The organism is Aeromonas sp. FDAARGOS 1402 (genome assembly GCF_019046925.1).
In the GTDB taxonomy this organism is placed as follows: domain Bacteria; phylum Pseudomonadota; class Gammaproteobacteria; order Enterobacterales; family Aeromonadaceae; genus Aeromonas; species Aeromonas caviae.
This window is the reverse complement of the sequence record NZ_CP077201.1, coordinates 4,340,462-4,366,933: the sequence shown is the minus strand read 5'-3', so window position 1 is coordinate 4,366,933 and position 26,472 is coordinate 4,340,462. Positions and strand designations below refer to the sequence as shown.

General features: G+C 60.2%; 20 protein-coding genes, 4 pseudogenes and 1 riboswitch. Of the genes and pseudogenes, 18 read left to right on the top strand and 6 right to left on the bottom strand.

All coding sequences use genetic code 11. From position 1 onward, the window contains the following. Positions 1-5: 5 nt before the first annotated feature. The 9 genes and pseudogenes from I6L32_RS23220 to flgL form a co-directional block, all read left to right on the top strand. Positions 6-1,109, top strand: a pseudogene (locus I6L32_RS23220) (flagellar hook protein FlgE); the annotation flags it as partial. A gap of 3 nt (positions 1,110-1,112) precedes the next feature. Beyond that, positions 1,113-1,871 (top strand): flagellar hook-basal body complex protein, encoded by a 759-nt coding sequence (locus I6L32_RS23215; protein ID WP_232048264.1) that lies wholly within the window; start codon positions 1,113-1,115, stop codon positions 1,869-1,871. A 146-nt stretch (positions 1,872-2,017) separates the two neighbouring features. Further along, positions 2,018-2,764 (top strand): flagellar basal-body rod protein FlgF, encoded by a 747-nt coding sequence (flgF, locus tag I6L32_RS20360; protein WP_042648967.1) that lies wholly within the window; start codon positions 2,018-2,020, stop codon positions 2,762-2,764. Between the two features lie 14 nt (positions 2,765-2,778). Then, a complete protein-coding gene (gene flgG, locus I6L32_RS20355; protein ID WP_216944402.1) occupies positions 2,779-3,567 on the top strand; it encodes a flagellar basal-body rod protein FlgG in 789 nt (262 codons plus the stop codon). A 16-nt stretch (positions 3,568-3,583) separates the two neighbouring features. Next, positions 3,584-4,255, top strand: a complete 672-nt coding sequence (gene flgH / locus I6L32_RS20350; protein WP_010675289.1) for a flagellar basal body L-ring protein FlgH — start codon at positions 3,584-3,586, stop codon at positions 4,253-4,255. 60 nt (positions 4,256-4,315) lie between these two features. Beyond that, the gene (locus tag I6L32_RS20345; RefSeq protein WP_010675288.1) at positions 4,316-5,413 is read left to right on the top strand and encodes a flagellar basal body P-ring protein FlgI; all 1,098 of its coding nucleotides are present in this window, start codon (positions 4,316-4,318) and stop codon (positions 5,411-5,413) included. A gap of 46 nt (positions 5,414-5,459) precedes the next feature. Continuing rightward, positions 5,460-6,560 carry a flagellar assembly peptidoglycan hydrolase FlgJ gene (gene flgJ / locus I6L32_RS20340; protein ID WP_216944401.1) on the top strand — a complete coding sequence of 367 codons (1,101 nt, stop codon included), beginning with the start codon at positions 5,460-5,462 and terminating at the stop codon, positions 6,558-6,560. A 3-nt stretch (positions 6,561-6,563) separates the two neighbouring features. Then, positions 6,564-8,561 carry a flagellar hook-associated protein FlgK gene (gene flgK / locus I6L32_RS20335; RefSeq protein ID WP_124813434.1) on the top strand — a complete coding sequence of 666 codons (1,998 nt, stop codon included), beginning with the start codon at positions 6,564-6,566 and terminating at the stop codon, positions 8,559-8,561. A 3-nt stretch (positions 8,562-8,564) separates the two neighbouring features. After that, positions 8,565-9,773, top strand: coding sequence for a flagellar hook-associated protein FlgL (flgL, locus tag I6L32_RS20330; RefSeq protein ID WP_053288343.1), 1,209 nt, complete (start codon positions 8,565-8,567; stop codon positions 9,771-9,773). 240 nt (positions 9,774-10,013) lie between these two features. Here the strand turns inward: flgL and tnpA (I6L32_RS20325) are convergent, their stop codons facing one another. Next, the gene (tnpA, locus tag I6L32_RS20325) at positions 10,014-10,439 is read right to left on the bottom strand and encodes an IS200/IS605-like element ISAeme8 family transposase (RefSeq protein WP_041205574.1); all 426 of its coding nucleotides are present in this window, start codon (positions 10,437-10,439) and stop codon (positions 10,014-10,016) included. A gap of 57 nt (positions 10,440-10,496) precedes the next feature. Here tnpA (I6L32_RS20325) and I6L32_RS20320 point away from each other — a divergent pair, with 57 nt between their 5' ends. Next, positions 10,497-11,660 carry an RNA-guided endonuclease TnpB family protein gene (locus tag I6L32_RS20320; protein WP_216944400.1) on the top strand — a complete coding sequence of 388 codons (1,164 nt, stop codon included), beginning with the start codon at positions 10,497-10,499 and terminating at the stop codon, positions 11,658-11,660. On the opposite strand, the pseudogene tnpA (I6L32_RS20315) reads toward I6L32_RS20320, so the two are convergent. Next, positions 11,619-12,023 (bottom strand): annotated as a pseudogene (tnpA, locus tag I6L32_RS20315) (IS200/IS605 family transposase). The gene I6L32_RS20320 and the pseudogene tnpA (I6L32_RS20315) overlap by 42 nt on opposite strands. A 57-nt stretch (positions 12,024-12,080) precedes the next feature. On the opposite strand from tnpA (I6L32_RS20315), the gene I6L32_RS20310 reads away from it, so the two are divergent. Both I6L32_RS20310 and I6L32_RS20305 read left to right on the top strand, forming a co-directional pair. Then, positions 12,081-13,307, top strand: a complete 1,227-nt coding sequence (locus I6L32_RS20310) for an RNA-guided endonuclease TnpB family protein (RefSeq protein WP_216944399.1) — start codon at positions 12,081-12,083, stop codon at positions 13,305-13,307. A 179-nt stretch (positions 13,308-13,486) separates the two neighbouring features. Continuing rightward, positions 13,487-13,657, top strand: a riboswitch (M-box (ykoK) riboswitch). Between the two features lie 122 nt (positions 13,658-13,779). Further along, positions 13,780-14,960 (top strand): annotated as a pseudogene (locus I6L32_RS20305) (magnesium transporter); the annotation flags it as partial. A gap of 54 nt (positions 14,961-15,014) precedes the next feature. On the opposite strand, the gene tnpA (I6L32_RS20300) reads toward I6L32_RS20305, so the two are convergent. After that, positions 15,015-15,419 (bottom strand): IS200/IS605-like element ISAs26 family transposase, encoded by a 405-nt coding sequence (gene tnpA, locus I6L32_RS20300; RefSeq protein ID WP_216944398.1) that lies wholly within the window; start codon positions 15,417-15,419, stop codon positions 15,015-15,017. A 58-nt stretch (positions 15,420-15,477) separates the two neighbouring features. Between tnpA (I6L32_RS20300) and I6L32_RS20295 the strand changes: the two genes are divergently transcribed. Together I6L32_RS20295 and I6L32_RS20290 are read left to right on the top strand one after the other, a co-directional pair. Then, positions 15,478-16,704 carry an RNA-guided endonuclease TnpB family protein gene (locus I6L32_RS20295; RefSeq protein WP_102948631.1) on the top strand — a complete coding sequence of 409 codons (1,227 nt, stop codon included), beginning with the start codon at positions 15,478-15,480 and terminating at the stop codon, positions 16,702-16,704. A 52-nt stretch (positions 16,705-16,756) separates the two neighbouring features. Next, positions 16,757-16,921, top strand: a pseudogene (locus I6L32_RS20290) (magnesium transporter); the annotation flags it as partial. A 58-nt stretch (positions 16,922-16,979) separates the two neighbouring features. Here I6L32_RS20290 and ppx read toward each other — a convergent pair. The 3 genes from ppx to I6L32_RS20275 form a co-directional block, all read right to left on the bottom strand. Then, positions 16,980-18,470, bottom strand: a complete 1,491-nt coding sequence (gene ppx / locus I6L32_RS20285; RefSeq protein ID WP_043128825.1) for an exopolyphosphatase — start codon at positions 18,468-18,470, stop codon at positions 16,980-16,982. After that, the gene (gene ppk1 / locus I6L32_RS20280) at positions 18,460-20,529 is read right to left on the bottom strand and encodes a polyphosphate kinase 1 (protein ID WP_010675282.1); all 2,070 of its coding nucleotides are present in this window, start codon (positions 20,527-20,529) and stop codon (positions 18,460-18,462) included. The genes ppx and ppk1 overlap by 11 nt, the downstream gene beginning before the upstream one ends. A gap of 76 nt (positions 20,530-20,605) precedes the next feature. After that, positions 20,606-21,118: a glycine cleavage system protein R gene (locus I6L32_RS20275; RefSeq protein ID WP_010675281.1), complete on the bottom strand. Its 513-nt coding sequence runs from the start codon at positions 21,116-21,118 to the stop codon at positions 20,606-20,608. A gap of 258 nt (positions 21,119-21,376) precedes the next feature. Here I6L32_RS20275 and I6L32_RS20270 point away from each other — a divergent pair, with 258 nt between their 5' ends. The 4 genes from I6L32_RS20270 (at position 21,377) to I6L32_RS20255 (ending at position 26,419) form a co-directional block, all read left to right on the top strand. Further along, positions 21,377-22,216 carry a DUF2726 domain-containing protein gene (locus I6L32_RS20270; protein WP_111896806.1) on the top strand — a complete coding sequence of 280 codons (840 nt, stop codon included), beginning with the start codon at positions 21,377-21,379 and terminating at the stop codon, positions 22,214-22,216. Positions 22,217-22,455: 239 nt separating this feature from the next. Continuing rightward, positions 22,456-23,874, top strand: coding sequence for a sigma-54 dependent transcriptional regulator (locus I6L32_RS20265; protein WP_041213159.1), 1,419 nt, complete (start codon positions 22,456-22,458; stop codon positions 23,872-23,874). Between the two features lie 105 nt (positions 23,875-23,979). Next, positions 23,980-25,014, top strand: a complete 1,035-nt coding sequence (locus tag I6L32_RS20260) for a PAS domain-containing sensor histidine kinase (protein ID WP_010675278.1) — start codon at positions 23,980-23,982, stop codon at positions 25,012-25,014. A gap of 70 nt (positions 25,015-25,084) precedes the next feature. Then, positions 25,085-26,419: a sigma-54 dependent transcriptional regulator gene (locus tag I6L32_RS20255; protein WP_010675277.1), complete on the top strand. Its 1,335-nt coding sequence runs from the start codon at positions 25,085-25,087 to the stop codon at positions 26,417-26,419. The last annotated feature ends 53 nt before the right edge of the window (positions 26,420-26,472 follow it).

Here is a 26,472-nt window from a genome sequence, read left to right as displayed (position 1 = left end):
AAGACATGTCATTCAACAATGCCCTCAGCGGCATCAATGCGGCTCAAAAAGACCTGAACGTCACCGCGAACAACATTGCCAACGTCAATACCACCGGCTTCAAGGAGTCCCGTGCCGAGTTTGCCGACGTCTACGCCAATTCCATCTTCGTCAACGCCAAGACCCAGGTCGGCAACGGTGTGGCGACTGGCGCTGTGGCTCAGCAGTTCCACCAGGGCGCGCTGCAATTCACCAACAACGCGCTGGATCTTGCCATCCAGGGCAACGGCTTCTTCGTGACCTCGGACGGCCTGACCAACCTGGATCGCACCTACACCCGTGCGGGCGCCTTCAAGCTCAATGAAAACAGCTATATGGTGAGCAATTCAGGTGGCTACTTGCAGGGATACGAGATCAACGCCGATGGCACCCCAAAAGCAGTTAGCATTACTGCAACTCGGCCAATTCAGATCCCTGATCGTGCCGGAGAGCCTGTACAGACATCACAAGTCAATGCCAGTTTTAATCTACCCACCACCTCGACACCAAAAGCCAGTGGTGCAGACCCATTGATGACTTCTCAGGTTAATAGCAGTTTTAATTTGGACTCTAGCGCTAATGTCATTAATCCTGGTTTGGCATTTGACCCGAATGATCCCAGCACTTATTCAATGCAAACTACTACTGATGTCTATGACTCACTTGGAGAGAAGCACACAATTACTCAGTACTTTGCCAAGGACGCAGATCCAGCAAATCCCACTCAGTCTGCAGTACCTGCAACTTGGCGTATGTACCTCTTCCAAGGGACGACTCCTATAAATATTAATGATGCGGGAACCCCACAGCAGTTTGCGCGAATTAATTTCGATACTTCTGGCACTATGACTGGTACGGTTCCTGCTGAATTAAAAACAGTACCTTTAGGAACTCCCAACCCGCCGAGTGCTGTTCCTGGTGCTGGCATTAACATGAATGGTGCTAATGAGTCTCAGGTTGTTGAGTTCAAGTTCGATGCGGTAAGCGAATCGGCATTACCATACAAAGTTAACCAATTGAGCCAGGACGGTATCGCCCGCACATATTCCAAGTTTGATCCAAAAGATTCAACTACATATTCCTCATCAACATCTGTGGTTGCATATGACTCCCTTGGTGAGCCGCACACTATCACGCAGTATTTTGTCAAGGAGGCAGATTCTACAGATCCAAGCAAGGCGACTGTACCTACTGCTTGGCGTATGTACCTTTATGAAGGTGATAAACCCATTGATATTGTTGGCGGTCAAGCGACGGCAATGGCAACTGGCCTAAGTCAAGCACCTCTGAGTGCGCGTGTCACTTTTGATGCTTCTGGAAGAATGCAGACACCTACTAGTCCTGAGGTCATTAAGACCGAACCCTTGGGCACTCCAGGCGCCGGCATTATTACTAATGGTGCCGATGGCACTCAGGATATCGAGCTCAAGCTCGGTACCGTGACACAGTACGCTTCACCTTTTGAAGTCAACCAATTGACCCAGGATGGCTCCACTGTCGGTCGCTTGACGAAGGTCGAAATTACGGGAGATGGCATCATATCGGCAACCTACAGTAATGCCACCACCGTCAAGGTTGCCATGGTGGCCATGGCTAAGTTTGCCAATTCTCAGGGGCTGACCCAGGTCGGCGACACCTCCTGGCGCCAGTCCCTGCTCTCTGGCGATGCCTTGCCCGGCACCCCGAACTCCGGCACGTTCGGCTCCATCAAGTCGTCGGCGCTGGAGCAGTCCAACGTGGACCTCACCACCGAGCTGGTCGATCTCATCACTGCCCAGCGCAACTTCCAGGCGAACTCCCGTTCCCTGGAAGTGAACAGCTCCCTGCAGCAGAACATACTGCAGATCCGCTAAGACGGCGGGTAGTTGGCAGGGGCGCTTCGGCGCCCCTTGTCATTTCCGTCCCGCCTCATTTCCTCCTTTCATGCCATCTTCGTCATCTCTCTTGGCATTCAACTTGCAGTTGAGCTGTGAGAGTCATCTGTTTGACGGAGGATCCCATGGATCACCTGCTTTACATCGCCATGTCCGGGGCCAAGGAGAACATGAACAGCCTGGCTGTTCGTGGCAACAACCTGGCCAACGCCAACACCATTGGCTTCAAGTCTGACTTCGAGCAGGCGCGCAGCATGCAGGCGTTTGGCGAAGGGCTGCCCACGCGGGTGTTCGCCATGACCGAGCGGCCGGGCCAGAACTTGCAACACGGCCTGCTGCAGACCACGGGGCGGGATCTTGACGTTGCCGTCGATGGGCCGGGCTGGATTGCGGTGCAGGATCCCAACGGCGCGGAAGCCTATACCCGCATGGGCAACCTGCAGCTCAATGCCACCGGCAATCTGCAGACTTCCACCGGTCTGAATGTGGTGGATGATGCCGGTCAGCCCATCGTGCTGCCCCTGCCCATGGAGAAGATCGAGATCAATCGTGACGGTACCATCAGCGGCCGTCCCGAGGGTGCAGCCGCCAACCTGCCGGAAGATTTCCAGCGTATCAAGCTGGTCAACCCGGCGGCAGATGCGGTGGAGAAAGGCCAGGACGGCCTGTTTCGCCGCAAGGATGGCCAGAATGAGGCCGCGTCTGCGGATGTGGGCCTGATCGCCGGCTCCCTTGAGGGGAGCAACGTCAACGTGGTCGACGAGATGACCAACCTTATTCGCTTGCAACGTCAGTTTGAAACTCAGGTCAAGATCATGAAGACCGCCGAGGAGAACGACGAGGCACAAACCCAGCTGCTGCGTATCAGCTAATCAAGGAGCACCCCATGAATCCTGCACTCTGGATCAGCAAGACCGGCCTCGATGCCCAGCAGACCAACATCTCGGTCACCTCGAACAACCTGGCGAACGCCAGCACCGTGGGCTACAAGAAGGCGCGGGCCATCTTCGAGGATCTGCTTTATCAGAACATCAACCAGCCTGGCGGTCGCTCCTCGGCGGACACCGAGCTCCCTTCCGGCCTGATGCTGGGGGCGGGGACCAAGGTGGTCGCCACCCAGAAAAACCACAGTCAGGGCAACGTCCAGACCACGGACAACTCCCTTGATCTGATGATCAGCGGTCGCGGCTACTTCGAAATCCAGCTGCCCGATGGCAGCGCCGCCTATACCCGCAACGGCCAGTTCACCCTGAACGACGAGGGGACCATCGTCACCCCGGGCAACGGTTACCCGTTGCAACCGGAGATCCAGATCCCCGAGAACGCCCAGAGCGTCACCGTGGGGGAGGATGGCCAGGTCTCCGTCCAGCTCAAGGGGGATGGCCAGTCCCAGGTGGTGGGCCAGATCAACACCACGGACTTCGTCAACCCCACCGGCCTGCAGCCCATGGGGGAGAACCTCTTCCTCGAGACCCAGTCCAGCGGCGCCCCCATTCAGGGGACTGCCGGCGCGGACGGGCTGGGGGTGATCAAGCAGGGGATGCTGGAGACCTCCAACGTCAACGTGACCGAGGAGCTGGTGAATCTCATCCAGGCTCAGCGGGTCTACGAGATGAACTCCAAGGTCATCTCCGCCGTCGACTCCATGATGTCCTTCCTGACCCAGCGGACCTGATGAAAGGAGTGTCATGATGAAAGCCATATGGATGCTGGGACTGCTGACCCTGGCGGGTTGCACCAGTACCCCCAATACCGCCAAACCGGATGACCCGGATTTCGCCCCCGTCTACGGGGAGTCGGAGCCGGTGTCGGTGCGCCCGACCGGCGCCATCTTCCAGCCCGAGCAGGTCAACGGCATCTACTCGGACATCAAGGCGCACCGGGTGGGTGACATCATCACCATCCAGTTGGCGGAGTCGACCTCTGCGTCGAAAAAGGCCAACACCCAGAGCGGCAAGGACAACAAGCTGGCGCTCGACCCCGTCACCCTGGGTGGCGTGCCGGTCACGGCGGGGCCCTACGATCTGTCGGCCTCCATCGGCCAGAACAGTGCCTTCAAGGGGCAGGCCAAGGCGGATCAGAGCAACAGCCTGCAGGGCAACATTTCGGTCAGCGTGGTCAAGGTACTGCCAAACGGCAACCTGCTGGTGCGCGGCGAGAAGTGGATCATGCTCAACAATGGCAACGAATACATCCGTATCACCGGTCTGGTGCGCCCGGAGGACGTGAGCTCGGAAAACAGCGTCTCCTCCCAGCGGGTGGCCAATGCGCGTATCTATTACGGCGGTACCGGGGATCTGGCGAACACCCAGGAACAGGGCTGGCTCACCAGCTTCTTCAACGGCCCCTGGTGGCCCATTTAAGACTCAAGAGTCCGGGGCGTTCACGGGTCCCGGATCAGGAAGGTTTTGTTAGGAGATGTCATGAACCGATTCCGTCTGCTTGCCCTGCTGTGCTGCCTGCTGCCCTTCGGGCTGGCGCACGCATCCCGCATCAAGGACCTCGCCTCGGTGGAAGGAGTGCGCAGCAACCAGCTGATCGGTTACGGTCTGGTGGTGGGCCTGCCCGGCACGGGGGAGAAGAACAACGCCTTCACCGAGCAGACCTTCAGGACCATGCTCAACAACTTCGGCATCAAGGTGCCTGACAACATCAAGCCCAAGATCAAGGACGTGGCGCCGGTGGCCATCCACGCGGATCTGCCCCCCTTCTCCAAGCCGGGTCAGACCATAGACGTCACCGTCTCCGCCATCGGCGAGGCGAAGAGCCTGCGTGGCGGCACCCTGCTCCAGACCTTCCTGAAAGGACTGGATGGCCGCGTCTATGCGGTGGCCCAGGGCAGCCTGGTGGTCGGTGGCCTCGGGGCCGAAGGGGCGGACGGCTCCAAGGTGGTGGTGAACACGCCCACAGTGGGGCGTATCGCCAACGGGGCGACCGTGGAGCGGGAGGTTCCCAACTCCTTCAGCCAGGGCGACACCATCACCTTCAACCTGAACCGGCCGGACTTCACCACCGCCCGCCGTCTGGCGGACGTGGTCAACGATCTGGTGGGTCCGAACACCGCCCAGGCGATGGACGCTACCTCCATCAAGGTATTCGCGCCGCGGGATCCGGCCCAGCGGGTCTCCTACCTCTCCACCATCGAGAACCTGGAAGTGGACCCGGCGAGCGAGTCCGCCAAGATCATCGTGAATTCGCGCACCGGGACCATCGTCATCGGCAGCGAGGTCAAGCTGCGCCCGGCGGCCATCAGCCACGGTGGGCTGACGGTCACCATCGCCGAGAACCAGCAGGTCTCCCAACCCAATCCGCTCGCTGGCGGGCAGACGGCGGTCACCAACAACTCCACCATCAACGTGCAGCAGGATCCCGGTCGGATGTTCAAGCTCGATACCGGCGCGACCCTGGACGACCTAGTGCGGGCGGTGAACCAGGTGGGGGTCGCCCCCGGGGATCTGATGGCGATCCTGGAGGCGCTGCAGCAGGCGGGCGCGATCCAGGGCCAACTGGTCATTCTGTAATTTCGTGAGCGGCAAGCGGTTGCCACGGGCGGCAAAGAGGTAGGTTATGGCAGAGTTCGACACCCAGAGCGGTATCAATATTGGCATGGTGCAGGACGTCCAGAACCTGGACAAACTGCGCCAGATGAGCCTGAGCAAGGAGGGGAAGCAAGGGGCCCTGATGGCGGCCGCCCGCCAGTTCGAATCCATCTTCACCCAGACCCTGTTCAAGGGGATGCGCCAGGCCAACTCGGTGCTCACCGAGGGCAACCCGATGAACAGCAGCTACACCCAGTTCTATGAAGGGATGCTGGACGAGCAGCGGGTTGCCGACATGTCGAGCAAGGGGGGGCTGGGCATTGCCGAGATGGTGGCCAGGCAGCTCTCTCCCGAGCAGACCTTCACCCATCAGGATGGCCGGGTACTCAAGCTGCCCCAGCGTACCGAGCGGGTCTACAAGCCCTATCAACCCCCCAGTGCCTCCAACGATCTGATTGCTGCCTCCAAAGTTGGCAAAGATTTTGCTGATAACGAAATGAAGGGTGAGCTGAATGGGGCCGAGCGTACGCTGACCATGCCAAGACGCCCCCACCGCACCGTGCCGCCCATGGGCAGCAGCCAGAGGCCTTCGGCCCTGGATGGCAGCGCCAAGGTGTTTGACAGCCCGGAAGAGTTCGTCGACAGGCTGATGCCGCTGGCCAAGAAGGCGGCGGACAAGCTGGGGTTGAGCCCGGCGGTGTTGGTGGCCCAGGCCGCCCTTGAGAGTGGCTGGGGAAAGCGGGTGATCAAGGATGCAGACGGAAACGTGACGCACAACCTGTTCGGCATCAAGGCGGATCCGCGTTGGGAAGGCCCCAAGGCGGTGGTGAGCACCCTGGAATACGAGCAAGGGGTGGCCTCGCGCCAGAAGGCGACGTTTCGCTCCTACGAGTCGTTCGAAGAGAGCTTCAACGACTACGTGGATTTCCTGACCTCTGGGAGTCGCTACAAGGGGGCGCTGGCCAAGGTGGACAGCCCGGACCGTTACTTCGAGGCGTTGCAGCAGGCCGGTTATGCCACCGATCCCCAGTACGCCAGGAAACTTAAACAAGTGTTGCGCAGTGATGCCATCGCCGGCTATTCGACGCCCGGCAACATTGCAGACAGGAACACAGAGATGGAGCTGTAAGCTATGGCAAGCGATCTGCTTGGAATTGGGACCTCGGGTGTGTTGGCCCAGCAGCGGCTGCTGCAGACCACCAGCAACAACATAGTGAACGTCAATAGCCAGGGCTATGTACGTGAACGCACCCTGATCTACACCAATTCCGTCGGATTGGGGACGGGCGACATGGTGAGTGATCGCATCATCAACGCCTATGCCCAGGCCGAGGTTCGCCGTGATACGTCCGCTTATAACGCCGCCAACACCCGCTACGATCAACTGTTCCAGCTCGACAGCCTGCTCGGTGATGCCAGCAACAGTGTGGGGTCCACCATCACCTCCTACTTCAAGGCTTTCCACACCGCCAACGAGTCACCGTCCGAGATCGGAGGGCGCCAGACGACCCTGAGTGAACTGAGCGGTATGGTGGACAGATTCCACACCCTCTCCGCCCAGCTCGACAAGCAGTCCGATACCATCAACGCCACCATAGGGGACGAGACGGACAGGGTGAACAGCCTGCTGAACAGCATCAACGATCTGAACCAGTCCATCGTCCGCACCCAGGGCTCCCCTGAAGAGAACCTGATGCTGTTCGATCAGCGTGATGAGGCCATTCGCCAGCTCTCCGAGAAGATGGAGATCCGCACCGTGACCCAGCCCAACGGCAGCATGCTGGTCAACATGAGCACAGGGCACTCCCTGGTGCTCGATGGCGGCGTGGCCCAGTTCAAGGTGGTGCCGGGGGACCCGGATTCCCGTGAGCCTTCCCTGCAGCTGACCCTGGGCAAGAACCAGGCCAGCATCAACGACAAGGATATTGGCGGCGCCATCGGTGGCCTCTTCACCGCGCGTCGGGATCTGGAGCCCGCCAAGCGGGAGCTGGGGCAGATGGCCGTCGCCCTGGGGGATGCCATGAACCAGCAGAACCGGTTGGGGATGGATCTCGACAACGAGCTTGGGGGGGATCTCTTCACCCTCAAAGGAAGCCAGGGGTTGCCCTACGCCAGCAACCAGGGCAACGGGGCGGCCAGCGTCAACTTCGTTCCCGGCAAGGGGAGCGAGGTCACCACCTTCGACTACGAGGTGCGGTTCAACAGCGCCACCGGTTACGAGGTGTTCGCCATCGACGGCAGCGGGCAGCGTACCTCGCTCGCCACGGGGACCACGCCGCCAGCCACCTTCGAAGTGACGGGCCACGGCATCGAAATCGATCTCTCCGGCACACCGGCTGCAGGTGACAAGATCTTGTTGCAACCCACCCGGAATGCGGCTGCCAACCTGGAGCAGGCGATCACCCGCCCTGAAGATATCGCGCTGGCTTCCCCCCTGAAGGCGGACAAGGGATCCCAGAACCTGGGCTCGGGCGAGATAGCGCTGGGCGGTGTCTACAACACCGGCACGGGCTCGGGTTTTGGCACCAACACTTTGGACCCGAGTGCCCCCCAGGTCATCAAGATCGACGGCAGCGGCAACTACGAGGTCTATGACAAGAACAACAACCTGCTGGGTGTCGCCCCCGCCTCCAGCAAGGGACAGAACCTGATGGCCGCCCTCGGGAGCCCCCTGGGGGGGCCCAAGGTCTACGCCGATCCGACCCAGAGCCCGGGCTATGAGTTCAGCATCACCGGCAAGGTGGAGGCCAGCGACAGCTTCACGCTCAGCTACAACAAGGACGGCTTTGCGGACAACGCCAACGGCCTGGCGCTGGCGGAGCTGCAGAACAAGGAGCTGGTGCGCAAGAACAACAACGCCGCCACCAGCAACGACAAGATGACCTTCAACGATGCCTACTCGGGTCTGGTGAGCGGCATTGGCAACAAGACCAGCCAGGCCAAGACCCTGCTGCAGGCCAACGAGGCGAAGCTGACCCAGAGTACCGCCATCTTCGAGAGTGTCTCCGGCGTCAATCTGGAGGAGGAGGCGGCCAACCTCATCCGCTTCCAGCAGTCCTATGCGGCCTCGGCCCAGATAGTGAACACCGCCAAGACCATCTTCGACACCCTGCTCTCCTCCGTGAGGTAAGTCATGCGCATCACCACCAACATGATCTATGACCGCAACCTTGCCTCCATGAGCAAGGTGAGCGAGCGCCAGAACACCGCCTACAACCAGTTGATGACGGGGGATAAATTCTCCCGCTCCGGGGAGGACCCGGCCGGCATGAGCCAGAAGATGGCGCTGACCAAGGAGATCGATCTCTTCAAGCAGTACGGCGTCAACGGCAGCCTGCTGGAGAACAGCCTGGGCCACGAGGAGACGGTGCTGACCTCCCTCAACAGCGCCATGCTCAGTGCCCAGACCCTGATCCAGAAGGCGAACAACTCCGCCATGGGCTCCGAGGAGCGCAGCGCCATCGCGAGCGAGCTGGAGGGGCTGCAAAAGCAGATGTTCGACCTGATGAACAGCAAGAACTCCCAGGGGGAGTACATCTTCGGCGGCAATCAGAGCAAGACCCAGCCCTTCGTCAAGGATGCCAGTGGCAACTATGTGTTCCAGGGGGACACGGGGCAGCGCAACATCCAGGTCTCACCCACGGTGCAGATCCCGGCCAACGACTCCGGTTTCGATCTGTTCGAGATAGTGGCGACCCGGCGCACTGCCAGCGCCGCCAGTGGCAACATCCAGGTGTCGGTGGCGGATCAGGGGAACTTCGAGAGCTTCTATCGTAACAACTATGACTCTTCCCTGCCGAGCAACCAATATGCGGTCAGCACCCTGGCCGGGCCGCCGGACACCTACGAGATCCGTGACAGCGGTGGCACCCTGCTGCAAAGCGGCGACTATGTGGCGGGCAACAAGATCCCCTTCAACGGCCTGGCGCTCACCCTCGACCTCCCTGCGGGGTCGGCGACCCATAACTTCGTGCTGGATACCCCGAAAAACGACAACATCCTCAATGGCATGTCCGATTTCATCTCCGCCATGCGTGATCCGACCCTGTCCGAGAGCGATTTCCAGCTGGCGGTCTCCGATGCCACCACCCACATGAGCAACGCCAGAACCAAGATAGACCGGGGACTGGGGGAGCTGGGGGGAAGGATGAACAGCCTGGAGCAGGTGATGAGTTCCAACGATGGACTCAGCACCCTGAACCAGCAGGCGCTGGCCAAGGTGTCCGAGGCGGACATGTACGAGGTGATCGCGGCCCTCTCCAAGGAGGATGCAGCCATGAGCGCCTCCCAGCTAGCCTTCAGCAAGATAAGCAAGCTGACCCTATTCGACTATATCCGCTGACGTTCGTCCGTTGACCGCAGGCTCCCCCGTGCCACGCACGGGGGAGCCTCGTTTCATGAAGGGCCCGCCGTCCGGCCAATTTGTAACAACCCGTTGCCAGGGGCCTGTTTGCCTTGACTCGACCTGCGCCTGGGCAGATGATGCCGCCCGCACGGTAGCGCCGTGCAATCAATGTTCGCAGCATCTCGTTAGCAACTGCCCCGTAAACCCTCGCCCAATCGGGCGGGGATATAAGGGGAGCTAATCTGGTGTGTTCTGCGAGGCCACATACGCCTTGAGCGTTTCGATAGTGGCCCCGCCAGCACTGCAAGCAAAGTAAGAGCGCGACCACAGGAGCCCGCTATTACTTTGCTTTCGTAGGTGCGTATTCAATATGCGGATCTGGCGGCTACTGATCGACTTCAAATTATTGACCAACACACTGACGGCCAACTTCGGTGGATAGGCTACGAGCAGATGAACGTGATCGGCTTCGCCATCCATCTCCAGAATGTCGATCTCCAACTTCTCTGCCGCAGATAAAAATGCGCCGCGCATCTGCTCGATCATGGTGCCATCAAGCAGTTTGCGGCGGTACTTCGTGGTGAAGATTAAATGCACAACTAGCTTGCTGACGGAGTGACGCCTCCGCAGATACCTAGTCAAATCATCATGATGCACACTCACTTGCAATACTCCGTTAAAAGTCATACTGTATGGGTATCCTAGTAGCGAGCGGTGACTTTGAGAAGAGCAACGAAAGTACGCATTTATCCGACCGACGAACAAGCGGCATTCTTGAATGCCCAGTTCGGCGCGGTGCGGTTCGCGTACAACAAGGCCCTTCATATTCAACGACACATGTTCAAGCGTCACGGGATTTCACTGAAACCGAAACGCGACCTGAAACCCATGCTCGCAGTGGCGAAAAAATCGCGCAAATACGGCTGGCTAAAGGAGTACGATTCACTCGCCTTGCAGCAAGCGGTGATTAATCTCGACAAGGCATTCGCCAACTTCTTCAATCCCAAGCTCAAGGCACGAATGCCTACCTTCAAGAGCAAACGGGGCAGGCAATCCAGCTATCACCCCAACGGAAAGGTGCTCACAGCGGCTATCCAGTTGCCGAAGATGACGCCCATCAGGGCGGTCATTCATCGAGATATTATCGGCGTGGTATCCAGCATCACAGTCAGCCGTGGCCCGACAGGGAAATACTATGCTTCCATCCTTTGCGAGGATGGCTGCGAGGCTCCCGCCAAGCCCACCTTCATCACGGACGTGACTGGCTGTGATATGGGGCTGTCCCACTACCTCATTGAGTCGAGCGGCAAAAAGATTGCCAATCCACGCCACCTTATCAACGCCAGTCGCAATCTACGACGCAAGCAAAAGGCACTGTCTCGCAAGAAAAAGGGCAGCGCCAACCGTGGCAAGGCAAGACGGCAACTGGCCGCCCTGCACGAACGGGTAGCCAATGCCCGCGCCGATTTTCAGCACAAACTCTCTCACACGATGGTTGACGAAAACCAAGCGGTCATCGTGGAGACATTGAAATCAGCGAACATGATGAAAAATCACAAACTGGCCCGCGCCATTGGCGATGCTGGTTGGCATGGTTTCATCATGAAGCTGGAGTACAAGGCACAAGCGGCGGGTCGCCACCTAATCAAACTTGATCAGTGGTTTGCCAGCTCGAAACTGTGTAGCGATTGCGGCCACAAGATGCCGGACATGCCGTTGCATCAGCGGCAGTGGGTATGTCCAGCGTGTGGGGCAGGGCATGACCGCGACATTAACGCGGCCATCTTAAATGCGAAAGGGGACTCCCTCCGACGTAGGTGGGAGGGGAATTTCGCCGGGGCGTCAGCCCCGCTGGTTTTGAATGTATTGCTTGATCACCTCTAACGGCGCACCGCCGCAAGAGCCCACAAAGTAAGAGCGTGACCAGAGTACGGGTTTGCTGTAAGCACCCCTCAAGTCCAGAAATTCATTACGCAGTCGCCTTGATGTGACCGCCTTTAACGAGTTCACCAGCACCGATAGCTGCACTGTTGGGCCGTACTCTATCAGCATGTGAACATGATCAGCCTCTCCGTCACACTCTTTCAGTTCCGCACCAAAATCTCTGCAAACCTATGCCGCACACTGACCGAATGAAGCGTGATGCAGTTCCCCCAATATCGGCTTTCGATACTTGGTGATAAACACCAAATGTACGTGCAAAGCGTAGGCCGCATGGCGTGATTTATTAATTTTAGTGAATTGCATTCTGTCACTCAATCGGGCTTAATAGATATGGTAATAATGCTACACACTGAGTGATAAATGCAAATTCTGAAAGCCTACAAGTTCCGACTCGAACCGACCGCCCAACAAGCGCAACGCCTGCGCCAGTTGGGCGGTTGTGCTCGTTATGTCTGGAATCACGGGCTGGCAGAGACAAAGCGCATTCTGGATGCTGGCGAAAAACTACCTTCTGCCTTTGAGCTGAACCGGATGCTCACCAGTTGGAAGAAAGACCCAGAAATGGCCTTTCTGACCGAGGCATATACCGACAACCTCCAGCAGAAACTCAAAGACTTGCACGGCGCGTGGATGCGCTGCTTTGATAAAAAACTCGCCGCCAAGGCTCCCGTTTTCAAGAAGAAAAGCGACAACCGCGACGCTATCCGGTTCGTCAACTTCGACAAGTATTGCCGCCTTGAAAAGGGTCGCGTGAAGCTGCCTGCCGGGCTGGCGTGGGTCAAGTTCCGTCAGTCCCAGCCAGTTGAAGGGAAAATTAAAAACGCGACCGTCAGCCAAGCAGCCGGGCACTGGTATATCTCCTTTCAGGTCGAGCAGGAGACGTCCGAGCCAATTCACCCCTCCGGCTCAATGGTCGGGCTGGATGCGGGGATCGCCAAGCTCGCAACCCTGTCAGACGGCACGGTGTTTGAGCCCGTCAACAGCTTCAAAACCAATCAGACCAAGCTGGCAAGGCTCCAACGCCAGTTGAGCAAAAAGGTAAAGTTCAGCAGCAACTGGAAGAAACAAAAAGCCAAGATCCAGCGGCTGCACTCACATATCGCCAACACCCGCCGCGATTACCTTCACAAGGTCACAACGACTATCAGCAAAAACCACGCGATGATCGTCATTGAGGATTTGAAGGTTGCCAGCATGTCAAAATCAGCAGCAGGCACGACCAGTCAGCCGGGGCGCAACGTCCGGGCAAAATCAGGGCTGAATCGTTCGATATTAGATCAGGGCTGGTTTGAGCTGCGCCGCCAGCTCGAATACAAGCAGGCATGGCGAGGTGGTCAGGTGTTGGCGATAAACCCGGCCTACACGAGCCAGCAGTGCGCCTGTTGTGGGCATACTGCGAAGGATAACCGCCAGACGCAAAGCCAGTTTAAATGCGCTGCGTGTGGTTATGAGGCGAACGCCGATGTGAACGGCGCTCGCAATATTTTAGCGGCGGGACACGCCGTTTTAGCATGTGGAGGCGCGGTGCAATCAGGCCGCCCGATGAAGCAGGAACCCGGTACTGCGCGAGCAGCTATCACCCAGTAATGGGAATCCCCCTCCTGTGACGCGAAGCGCTAAGGTGGGGGAGGATGTCAAGAATATCCAGCAACAAGGCATATTGGAATTAAAGGCGGCGGGACACGTCGTTTCTACCCATGGAGGCCAGCGTTAATCTGCCAATTCGGCAGTAGCGGCCTAAGAAGTGGGAAGCCTCGCCGCTTGCGGCGGGGAGCAGTCACGCGAGGCTCCTGCATAAACACAGGCCACTGATCTCACGACGTCCAGAGACGCCCAAGATCAGGACAGTTTTCATCGGATTAAGGTGTCAACCCAAGTGGCTTCCGGCATGCCGGATACGTTATGCAGTGCTAAAGCTGGTACGTGGGGATGAAAACACGCCGGACGGCGTCATTTCGTGCCTGTTACTCGTCAATCAAATTGCTGTTTTCTTGCCGTTGCATCCGGCCCGGTGCCGGAGGCGTTCAGGTTCGCCTGAAATCACATGAGGACATCTGTGATGAAGAAAACACACACCCTGCTCAATCGTCATCAACTGCTCGACCCGGTTGCCCTGCGCAACTGGCTGGCGCACAACCTGGATCCGGTGGCCCGTGCCGATCAGCTTCTGACCCTGCGCCCGGAAGAGCTCAACTGCATCTTCGATACCCTCTCCATGCCGGAAGGGGCGTCCTTGCTCGCCTCCCTCCCGGCGGAGTGTGCCGGCCATCTGCTGCTCAGGCTGCATGGCAGCATCGTGGGGATACTGCAGGGCACCCTGGCCCGTCGTGACCTGCTGGCCATCCTGCGCAGGCTCGACGAGCACGATCGCAAGACCCTGCTAGCCCGGCTGCCAGAGCCCGCCCGCAAAGCCTTCCAGTCCCTGCTGGCCTGGCCGAACGAGTCGGTGGGGGCCAACATGCGCCACGAATATCTGGCAGTGGAGGCCAATGCGACGGTGGAAAGCGCCAAGCAGCTGATCCACGGCGCCTGGGATCAGGCCAGGCTGTTCGGTCATCTCTATGTGGTTGACGGCGAGCAGCGCCTGCTTGGCAGCGTCTCCCTCAAGTCGTTGCTGATCGCCGATCCTCTGCTGCCGGTAGGGGACCTGATGGAGGGGGAGGCGGTGCGCATCAACGCCCGGGCGGATCAGGAGCTGGCGGCCCGCCTGCTCATTGACCGCGACCTCTCGCTCCTGCCGGTGGAAGATCAGGGGCGTCTGGTGGGGGTCTTCCACGTGGACGATGCCGCCGACATCCTGGAGCTGGAGTCCACCGAGGATGCGGAGCTGCAAGGGGGCTCCTCGCCGCTGGATACCCCCTATCTGCAGGCCACCCCCTGGCAGTTGTGGCGCAAGCGGGTGGGCTGGCTGCTGATCCTGTTCGTGGCGGAAGCCTACACAGGCACCGTGCTGCGGGCCTTTGAAGAGCAGCTGGAGGCGGCCATCGCCCTGGCCTTCTTCATCCCGCTCCTCATCGGTACCGGTGGCAACAGCGGTACCCAGATCACCACCACCATAGTGCGTGCCATGGCGGTGGGGGAGGTGAGCCTGAAAAACCTCGGCACCGTGCTGAAAAAGGAGATCTCCACCGGTCTGCTCATCTCGGCCGCCATCGCACTGGCGGCCTGGGTGCGGGCCTGGAGCCTGGGGGGGGGCCCGAGATCGGCATGGTGGTGACCCTGACCATCGTCGCCATCTTAAATGCGAAAGGGGACTCCCTCCGACGTAGGTGGGAGGGGAATTTCGCCGGGGCGTCAGCCCCGCTGGTTTTGAATGTATTGCTTGATCACCTCCAACGGTGCTCCGCCGCAAGAGCCCGCAAAGTAAGAGCGTGACCAGAGTACGGGTTTGCTGTAAGCACCTCTCAAGTCCAGAAATTCATTACGCAGTCGCCTTGATGTGACCGCCTTTAACGAGTTCACCAGTACCGATAGCTGCACCGTTGGCGCGTACTCTATCAGCATGTGAACATGATCAGCCTCTCCGTCACACTCTTTCAGTTCCGCACCAAAATCTCTGCAAACCTCTGCCGCACACTGACCGAAGAAAGCGTGATGCAGATCCCCCAGTATCGGCTTTCGATACTTGGTGATAAACACCAAGTGTACGTGCAAAACGTAGGCCGCATGGCGTGATTTATTAATTTTAGTGAATTGCATTCTGTCACTCAATCGGGCATTAATAGATATGGCAATAATGCTACACACTGAGCGCTAAATGCAAATTCTGAAAGCCTACAAATTCCGACTCGAACCGACCGAACAACAAGCGCAACGCCTGCGCCAGTTGGGCGGTTGTGCTCGTTATGTCTGGAATCACGGGCTGGCAGAAACCAAACGCATTCTGGATGCTGGCGAAAAACTGCCTTCTGCCTTTGAGCTGAACAGGATGCTCACCAGTTGGAAGAAAGACCCAGAAATGGCCTTTCTGGCCGAGGCATATACCGACAACCTCCAGCAGAAGCTCAAGGATTTGCATGGCGCGTGGATGCGCTGCTTTGATAAGAAACTTGCCGCCAAGGCACCCGTATTCAAGAAAAAAAGCGACAACCGCGACGCTATCCGGTTCGTCAACTTCGACAAGTATTGCCGCCTTGAAAAGGGTCGCGTGAAGCTGCCTGCCGGGCTGGCGTGGGTCAAGTTCCGTCAGTCCCAGCCAGTTGAAGGGAAAATTAAAAACGCGACCGTCAGCCAAGCAGCCGGGCACTGGTATATCTCCTTTCAGGTCGAGCAGGAGACGTCCGAGCCAATTCACCCCTCCGGCTCAATGGTCGGGCTGGATGCGGGGATCGCCAAGCTCGCAACCCTGTCAGATGGCACGGTGTTTGAGCCCGTCAACAGCTTCAAAACCAATCAGACCAAGCTGGCAAGGCTCCAACGCCAGTTGAGCAAAAAGGTAAAGTTCAGCAGCAACTGGAAGAAACAAAAAGCCAAGATCCAGCGGCTGCACTCACATATCGCCAATACCCGCCGCGATTACCTTCACAAGGTCACAACGACTATCAGCAAAAACCACGCGATGATCGTCATTGAGGATTTGAAGGTTGCCAGCATGTCAAAATCAGCAGCGGGCACGACCAGCCAGCCGGGGCGCAACGTCCGGGCAAAATCAGGGCTGAATCGTTCGATATTAGATCAGGGCTGGTTTGAGCTGCGCCGCCAGCTCGAATATAAGCAGGCATGGCGAGGCGGTCAGGTGTTGGCGATAAACCCGGCCTACACGAGCCAGCAGTGCGCCTGTTGTGGGCATACTGCGAAGGATAACCGCCAGACGCAAAGCCAGTTTAAATGCGCTGCGTGTGGTTATGAGGCGAACGCCGATGTGAACGGCGCTCGCAATATTTTAGCGGCGGGACACGCCGTTTTAGCCTGTGGAGGCGTGGTGCAATCAGGCCGCCCGATGAAGCAGGAACCCGGTACTGCGCGAGCAGCTATCACCCAGTAATGGGGATCCCCCTCCTGTGACGCGAAGCGCTAAGGTGGGGGAGGATGTCAACGTGCTCTGGAGCGCCACTGTCGCCTCGGTGATCCCCATGGTGCTGCGTCGCTTTCGCATCGACCCGGCGGTGGTCTCCGCCCCCTTCATCGCTACCCTGGTGGACGGTACCGGCCTCATCATCTACTTCGAGATAGCCAAGCTGATCCTGCCGGATCTGCAGTAGGAAAGCACAAGAGACAAAAAAGGCAGCCATCGGCTGCCTTTTTGCACAGAGGGGCGGATCACCCGAGCTGGAACAGCAGGGGCCAGCCCTGCTCGTGGCAGTAGCGGTGCTCCTTTTCCAGGTTCTGCATCAGCAACTTGTTCTCGTCACACCAGTCCAGGGGCAGGGTGACCACCAGCTGATCCCCGGCGGCCTGCACGTTCCACTCGGGCAGCAGGTTGTCCTGACGCCTGTGGTGGGCCGCTACCGCGAGGCGCAGGATGCGGATGCAGCGCAGCACCGTCTGCTCGTCGTGGTTGGGCAGGGCCGGCAGCTCGGAGAGCTTGAGCCCCTTGCGGTGAAAGCGCACCAGGGCCGCCAGCAGGGCCTGATCGTCCTGGTTGAAGCCGGGCAGATCGGTGTTTTGCAAGATATAGGCGGAGTGTTTGTGGATGCCGCTGTAGTTGATGGCAAGGCCGATCTCGTGCAGCCGCGCCGCCCAGCCGAGGATGGCGCGATAGGGCTCTTCCGGCATCTCCCAGGGGCCGCACAGGGCGTCGAACAGGGAGAGGACGCTGCTCTCTACCCGGGTGGCCTGGCGCTTGTCGATGCGATAGTGAGTGCTGAGTGCAAGCGCGGTACGTTCGCGAATGTCGTGATGCTGCAGGCGCTCCTCGAACTCGTAGAGCAACCCTTCGCGCAGGGCGCCGTCGGAGTACTCCATCCGCTCGATGGGCAGGGAGGTGAATAGCCCGAGCAGGATGGCCACCGCGGCGGCAAAGACCCCCTGACGCTCCTCGGTGAGGCCCGCCAGTTTGAGCTGATCGACCCGCTTGTGCTTGAGCATCTCTTCTTTCAGCCGCTCCAGTCCCGCCAGGGTGATGGCACCATCGGTCCACTCTTCCCCCTGCAACACGTCGCGCACGGTGCGGATGGAGCCCGAGCTGCCGAGGCAGCTCTGCCAGCCCAGCTTGCGGTACTGGTTGATGATGGGGGCGAGCTGATGCTGGGCTTCCAACACGGCGGCGTTGAAGGCCTTCTCGCCGAGCTTGCCGTTGCCAAAGAAGCTCTGGGTGAAGCTAACGCAGCCCATCTTGCGGCTGGTGAGCGCCTTGTGCTCAAACCCTTCGCCGATGATGAGCTCGGTGCTGCCGCCGCCGATGTCCACCACCAGCACCTGGCCCTCGATGTGCTGGGTATGGGCGACCCCCTGATAGATGAGGCGGGCCTCTTCCTGGCCGCTGATGATCTCGATGGGGTGGTTGAGCACCTTGGCTGCCTCGCGCACGAAGTCGCGGGCGTTGCTGGCGCGGCGCAATGTGTAGGTGCCGGCGATGCGGATCTGATCCGGCTTGATGTTGGTGAGCCGCTCGGCGAACAGGGCGAGGCAGTCCAGCCCGCGCGCCATGGCCTCCGGGGACATGCGGCGCTGACCGTCCATCCCTTCGGCGAGGCGCACTCGCTCCTTGATGCGATCGATGATCTGCATCCGCCCCTCGGTGAGGCGGGCGATGACCATGTGGAAGCTGTTCGAGCCCAGGTCGACAGCGGCGTACAGACTATTGTCCATGGTTTGACTCTATGCGTTTGAGGTAGTCGTAAATCGCCACCTGGGAACGGACCTTGCGGCGGTTGCCCCGCTTCACGTATTCGTTCTTCTGGTCGGCATCGATCACCCGCGCCTTGCAGGTATCACTCAGTTGTAGCTCGAGAATGTCGAGGATGCGCTGCTTGAGCCGCTCGTCATAGATGGGGGTGCCCACCTCGATGCGACCGTCGATGTTGCGGCTCATCCAGTCGGCACTGGAGATATAGAGCTGGGGATTGCCCTTGTTGTGGAACACCATCACCCGCGGATGTTCGAGGAAACGGTCGATGATGCTGATGACCCGAATGTTGTCGCTCAGACCCGGCACCCCCGGGCGCAGGGCGCACATGCCCCGGATGATCATCTGGATGGGCACCCCGGCCTGGCCGGCGGCATAGAGCCGGTTGATGAGGTCTCTGTCCACCAGATTGTTGATCTTGAGGGTGATGCCGCTGGGTTGCCCCGCCTTGGCGTTGGCCAGCTCGTTATCGATGAGGCGATAGAGCTGGCGGCGGCTGTTGATGGGGGAGACCAGCAGGTGGTTGAACTTGTAGCGCCGATAGGGGTACTCGATGTACTCGAACACGCTTTCCACCTCGGCGGTGATGTCCGGATGGCGGGTCAGCAGGGAGAAGTCGGTGTAGATCTTGGCGGTCTTCTCGTTGAAGTTGCCGGTCCCGATATGGGCGTAGCGCACCGCCTCGCCGTTCTCGTGGCGAGTGATGAGGCAGAGCTTGGAGTGGATCTTGAGGCTGGGCACCCCGAACACCACCTTGACGCCTGCGTCGGTCAGGATGTTGGCCCAGTCGATGTTGGCCGCCTCGTCGAAGCGGGCGCGCAACTCCACCACCACGGTCACCTTCTTGCCGTTGTTGGCGGCGTCGATGAGGGAGTGGATGATCCGCGACTTCTTGGCCACCCGGTAGATGTTGATGCGAATGGCGCTGACCGCCGGGTCGAAGGCCGCCTGGCGCACCAGCTCGGTGAAGTGGTGGAACTTGTGGTACGGGTAGTAGAGCAGGATGTCCTGCTTGGCGATGGCGTCGAAGGCGTTGACGAAGCCGTCAAAGTCGCGGCAGTCCAGTGCCGGCAGCTTGGGGTTTTCCAGATAATCCCGGCCCACATTGGGGAAGCCGATGAAATCCTTGAAGTTGTGATAGCGCCCACCGGGCATGATGGCGTCGTAGGAGCTGATCTGCAGCTTGAGCTTCAAGAAGCTTATCATGGCCGCCGGCATCTCCCGCTCGTAGACGAAGCGCACCGGCATGGCAGTGAGGCGCTGTTTCAAGCCGTCACTCATCTTGTCCACCAGGCTGAGGTCCAGCTGGTCGGAGAGGTCATATTCGGCATCCCGGGTCAGCTTGACCGCGTAGGCGGCAATCTCGTCGTAGTCGAAGAAGCCCTTGAAGATCTCGTCCAGACAGAAGCGGATAACGTTGTCCAGGATGATGATCTGCTTCTTGCGACGGGTGCCCTCCGGCGGTAGCTGGAAGAAGCGGGGCAGATCGTCGGTGGGCACTTCCACCAGGGCGTACTGGATCACCTGGCCGTTCTTCTTCATCTCGATGGCGAGATAGGTGTGCTCGTCTTTCAGGAACTTGACCGGGTTGACCTCCTTGTTGAGGAGGATGGGGATGATGTGGCGCAGCACCTTTTCCCGGAAGAAGATCCGCAGCCACTGCTGGATGGACTCGGAGAGCTGGCTTTCGTTCACCAGGAAGATGTTGTGGCGGGCCAGCGCGATCAGCAGCTCCTTGTAGGTGTTGTCGAACGCCTCGCCGAGCGCCATCACCTTCTGCTGGATGGCGCGCAGCAGCACCTTGGCCTCGTCGTCGCCGCCGTGGACTTCGTTGATGAGGATGCGGCGCTTGACGTCCGACACCCGTACCTTGAAGAACTCGTCCTGATTGGAGGAGAAAATCCCGAGGAAGCGGACCCGCTCGATGAGGGGGACCGTCTTGTCCATCGCCTCTTGCAACACCCGTTCATTGAATGAGAGCCAGCTAAGCTCTTTCTCTTCATACTGCTTGTCGGTGCTCATCTGGTGCCTCTTTGCTCTGGTTGCGTCTGCGCGGAAGTTATGGCGTCAAACCATGACAAATTTATGACAGGCGACACTATTCGCTCAGATCCTGATCGATGTCGACGACGAGGTCGTCGGAGAGGGACTCCAGGGCCGTGACGAGATCGTCCAGTTCGAGCTGCGGCGGCAGGGCCACCAGGGCGTGGGCATAGAAGAGGGGGGCGCCTGAGTGGGGCGCAGGTTCGCAACCTGTGGTGAGGTCGGCGACGTTGATGTTGAGCTGTCGCAGGATGCTGGCCACTTCGTGGACGATGCCCGGTCTGTCGTTGCCGGTGACGCTCAGCATCACCTGATGGGCCGGTTGCGGGCTGAGCTGCCCTTCGGCGAAGCTCACGGTGAGGCCAGGCAGCATCACCAGGGCCTCGCACAGGCTGCGGTAATGCTCGTCAGGCACGGCGACGTGCAAAATGCCGGCAAATTGCCCCGCCAGCTCGCTCATGGAGCTGGCCAGCCAGTTACCCTGCTGCCGGGTGATGGTATCGGCCAGGCTCTCGACGATCCCGGGTTTGTCTGCGCCGATCACGGTGACGACCAATTGCTTTTGCATCCTGCTCTCCTTGAATGGGGCTGCGTGGGGTCCGTTGACGCCTGGCGGCGACGGGGTGCGCGCCAGAACGTCCATGGGCTCTAGCATTGTGCCTGCTGTGACAGGCCATATGAAGCCCGCCTTGCGCAAATTCAGTGAAAAAACGCGAATGCCGGGACGGGCTTGATTTCTGCGCTGCCTGAGTCGCTTTCCCCGTGGTAGAGTGTGCCCCTTCCTTTGGTGTGAACTGAATTTGTCTTGTAAACGGGATGTGCGTGTATGAATAGCCTTGTCGTATCAGGAGCCGTGTTGCTGGGGTTGCTCCTGCTGGTGATCGTCTGGCGCAGGGAGAAAGAGGGCAAGGCCGAGCCCTATGATCTGCAGGAAACCTTGATGAGCCCAGCCGAGCGCACCTTCTTCGGGGTGCTGGATCAGGCGGTGGGGGACAAGGCCCGTGTCTTTGCCAAGGTACGAGCCTCCTATGTATTGACGCCCGAGGCGCACCTTGGCAAGGGCAAGCGCCAGCAGGCGCTCGGCAAGATAGGGGAGAAGCACTTCGATTTTCTGCTCTGCCACCCGGCGGATCTCTCTTTCCTGTGTGCCGTGGAGCTGGATGACGAGGGGCACCGCCACCAGAAGCGCAAGTCGCGGGATCTCTTCCTGAAGGCGGCCTGCGATGGCGCCGGCCTGCCGCTGTTGCAGATCCCGGCCAGCAGCCACTACCAGGTCGACGAGTTGCGGGAGCAACTGCTGCCCCTGCTGGCGAGAACGACGGCGCCGGTGGATGACCTGCTGCCCGGCGAGCGCCGCGAACCGACCTTCAGCCCGCTGCTGCTCGATGGTGTCGATCTGGGCACGTCACACCCGGGGGCTGCCAGGGAGCCCCAGGTGCCGCCCCCCCAGGCCGGAGAGGCAATGCCCGTGTTGATGGAGGAGAATCCCTTCCTCGATCCGGATGAGGAGGAGCCCCGGGAGACGATCCCTCATTGCCCCCGCTGTGCCGCGCCCCTGGTGGCACGGGAAGCACGAAAGGGTCCCCATGCCGGTCGCCTGTTCCTCGCCTGCAGCCGGTTTCCCGAGTGCCGCTATGCCGCTCCCCAGGAGAGCGTGAAACACTGATCCCTCCTCTGACGCCGCACCCTGTCGGCGTCATTCTTTCCCCTTCGCTGGTTTTCATCCGATACTCAATCTGGCTGGAAGCGTGATCCCCGTCCCGCCAGGGTCCGGGAGGATGTGACAAGTTTTGACAATCCGCCATAATTTTGGCACTTTGTCCCCCTTATGACACAGTGCGAAATTGGTTTTAATAAGCACTTAAAAAACAATAACTTGGCGTCAGGTGTGAAAATATGGATAGGATGGCTATGGGTGTGCTGCTTGTTGATGCCGATGATGTGCGGCGCCAGCAACTGGGGACTGTGCTCTCCTTCATGGGGATCCCCTGGCAGGAGGTGGTGGAGAGCGATCTCGATGTGGCCATCGAGACTGCCGGGCCCTTGCAGGGAATTCTGGCCGGGGAACTGCGCGAGCGCGCCCTGAGTGAGCTGCTTGCCGCCCATCCTCGTCTGCCCTTTCTCTCCCTGATGCCAGCGAGCCATGGTTGCAGCAACTTCATCGGGGTGGCCGAGGCCCCCTTTACCTATGAGTCCCTCACCCGTCATCTGCACTTCTGCCAGGCCTTCATCTCCCTGCATCCCCGTCATCAGACCCACGACAAGGGTCAGACCCTGCTGCGCCTGCTGGTGGGCAAAGGGAGGGGTATCCAGGAGGTGCGCCGTCTCATCGGCCAGGTGGCCGAGACCGACGCCAACGTACTGATCCTCGGTGAGTCCGGGACCGGCAAGGAGGTGGTGGCTCGCGCCATCCACGAGCTGTCCGCCCGAAGCGCGGGCCCCTTCGTGCCCATCAACTGCGGCGCCATTCCGGCTGAACTGCTCGAGAGCGAGCTGTTCGGTCACGAGAAGGGGGCCTTCACCGGTGCCATTGCCGCTCGGCGCGGCCGCTTCGAACTGGCCCAGGGGGGCACCCTCTTCCTCGACGAAATCGGCGATATGCCGCTGCCGATGCAGGTCAAGTTGCTGCGGGTGCTGCAGGAGCGCCAGTTCGACCGGGTCGGAGGCGGCAAGGCCGTCCAGGCCGATGTGCGGGTGATCGCGGCGACCCACCGGGATCTGGAAGCCATGATCCGCACCCAGGCGTTTCGCGAAGATCTCTACTACCGCCTCAATGTGTTCCCCATCGAGACGCCCCCCCTGCGGGATCGGGCCGACGACATCCCGCTGCTGCTGCAGGAGCTGCTCAATCGCCATGCCGAACAGCACAAGGGGATCATCCGTCTGACCCAGCGCGCCATGGAGTCCCTGATGCAGTACGCCTGGCCCGGCAACGTGCGCGAGCTGTCCAACCTCATCGAGCGCCTGCTCATCCTCTATCCGAACCAGATCGTCGATGTGGCGGATCTGCCCGGCCGCTATCGCCTGCTGCCCTGCGAGCCACGAGATGAACGGCTCACCGAGATGGACGAGCGGGACGCCCTGGCTGCCGTGTTCCAGTCCCCACCAGAGCTGGATCCCGGCATCGCCATGCCCCTGCCCATGCAGTTGCCCCAGGAAGGAGTCAACCTCAAGGAGATGCTGGCCGACCTCGAGGTGGAGCTGATCCGCCAGGCCCTGGAGTCCCAGGACGGGGTGGTGGCCCGCGCCGCCGACCTGCTCAGCATGCGCCGCACCACCCTGGTGGAGAAGATGAAGAAGTACGGCATGAGCAAGGACAATTGAGGTCAATGCTTTGACGCATTGACCCAATGCATTGATAAATAACGTCTATTTTGCTGGCATGGAAATTGAATAAGCTGACTCAATCGCCAGTTTGAGGTCAGCTTTATGACAATCTTGCAGCAGGATGCCCCCCTCCAGTCACATGAAGTGAGTCAGCTTTACGCCATCTTCACGGCGCTGCCGACCGGCGTGCTGCTGCTCGATGGCGAGGGGCTGATCACCCGCGCAAACCCTGCCGCCCTGGCGCTGCTGGGGGAACCACTGGAGGGCCTTTCCTGGCGCCAGATCATCGCCCGCTGCTTCGAACCCCGTGAGGATGACGGTCACGAGATCTCCTTGCGCGACGGCCGCCGGGTCCAGCTGTCGACCCAGCCGCTGCCGGATCAGCCCGGCCAACTGGTGTTCATTACCGACTTGACCGAGACCCGCCAGCTGCAGGACAGGGTCAACCACATGAAGCGCCTCTCCGCCCTTGGCAACATGGCGGCTTCCCTGGCGCACCAGATCCGCACCCCGCTCTCCGCCGCCATGCTCTATGCGGCCAACCTGGCCAACCGCACCCTCAAGCCTGAATCCCGCAGCCAGTTCCAGCAAAAATTGATGGCGCGCCTGCAGGATCTCGAGAAGCAGATCAACGACATCCTGCTGTTTGCCCGCAATGGCGACAACCAGGTGGTGGCGCCCCTCTCGGTGCAGGGCTTGCTGGCGGAAGTGCAGGCGGGGGCCGAAGCCTTCTGCCAGCAGCAGGGCTGCGCCTTGCATCTGGAGGCCCCTGAGCCCGATCTCTGTCTGCTTGCCAACAGCAGTGCCCTGGCGGGGGCTATCAACAACCTCATCGCCAATGCCCGGCAGGCCGGCGCCGATTCGCTCCTGGTGAGCGCTGTGCGCAGCGGCAACCGGGTGGAGATGCGGGTCATCGACAACGGCAAGGGGATGGCCCCCTCCCTGCTCAACCAGATCTTCGAACCCTTCTTTACCACCCGATCCCAGGGTACGGGCCTCGGTCTTGCGGTGGTGCAGTCGGTGGTACGAGCCCATCAGGGGGAGGTGAGCGTGGCCTCGGTCCCTGGCGAGGGCACCTGTTTTACCCTGTCCTTCCCCCTGCATCAGCAACAGGTTCAGTTGGGGGGCGTGGCATGAGGCGCGCAAAAGCCGGAGCGCCGGTGAAGATGATTCTCGACAAGGCCATGTTGGTTGTAGGAGGTGTGGCATGACCCAGGCTCGCATTCTGGTGGTGGAAGATGACAACGGCCTGCGCGAGGCGCTGGTGGATACCCTGCTGCTCGGTGGCTATGAGTGCCGCGAGGTGGACAGCGGCGAGCGGGCCCTGCTTGCCCTGTCCCGTCAGCGCTTTGACATGGTGATCTCCGACATCCAGATGGGGGGCATGGATGGTCTGACCCTGCTCGCCAACATTCGCCAGCAATATCCCCAGGTGCCTGTGCTCCTGATGACTGCCTACGCCAACATCGACGGGGCGGTGCGCGCCATGCGCGAGGGGGCGATCGACTATCTGGCCAAGCCCTTCTCCCCCGAGGTGCTGCTCAACCAGGTCAGCCGTTATGTGCCGGCCCAGAAGGTGGAGAAGCGTGCCGTGGTGTACGGGGACCCCAGGACTGCGGAGCTGTTCCAGCTGGCGACCCGGGTGGCGAGAAGCGAAGCCACCGTCATGGTGACCGGACCGAGCGGGACGGGCAAGGAGGTGTTGGCTCGCTACATTCACGACCACTCCAGCCGGGCAGAGCAGGCCTTCGTCGCCATCAACTGCGCCGCCATTCCGGAGAACATGCTGGAAGCGACCCTGTTTGGCTACGAGAAGGGCGCCTTCACCGGTGCGGTGCAGGGGTGCCCTGGCAAGTTCGAGCAGGCTCAGGGAGGAACCCTGCTGCTCGACGAGATCACCGAGATGGATCTGGGGCTGCAGGCCAAGCTGCTGCGGGTCTTGCAGGAGAAAGAGGTGGAGCGGCTCGGCAGCCGCAAGATGATCCCCCTCGATGTGCGGGTCATTGCCACCAGCAACCGGGATCTGAAAAAAGCGGTGCAGGACGGGCTGTTCCGCGAGGATCTCTATTACCGCCTCAACGTCTTCCCCCTGCGCTGGACGGCGCTCTGGGAACGCCCGGGTGACATTCTTCCCCTGGCGGAGCATCTGCTGGCGCTGCATGCCAGCCAGATGGGGCTGCCGACGCCGCAGCTCGCAGAGGACGCACGAGAGCGTCTGATGGCTCACCCCTGGCCCGGCAACGTGCGCGAGCTCGACAACGTGGTGCAGCGCGCCCTGATCCTCTGTCCAGACGGCCTCATCGACTGTGAGCACCTGATCCTGGAGGAGACGGACGAGACCCTGGTGCGCCCGCTCGAGCGGCTGTCAGGGGAGGGGCTCGGTGGCGAACTCAAGCAGCAGGAGCACCAGATCATTCTGGACACCCTGCAGGAGTGCAACGGCAGTCGCAAAGCGGTGGCCGACAAGCTCGGCATCAGCCCGCGCACCCTGCGCTACAAGCTGGCCCAGATGCGTGACGCCGGCATCGAGTTGCCCGCCTAGGCCTGACAGGCGCATGGCCTTGCCGGTCCGGCTCGATTATCATGGGCCCTGAC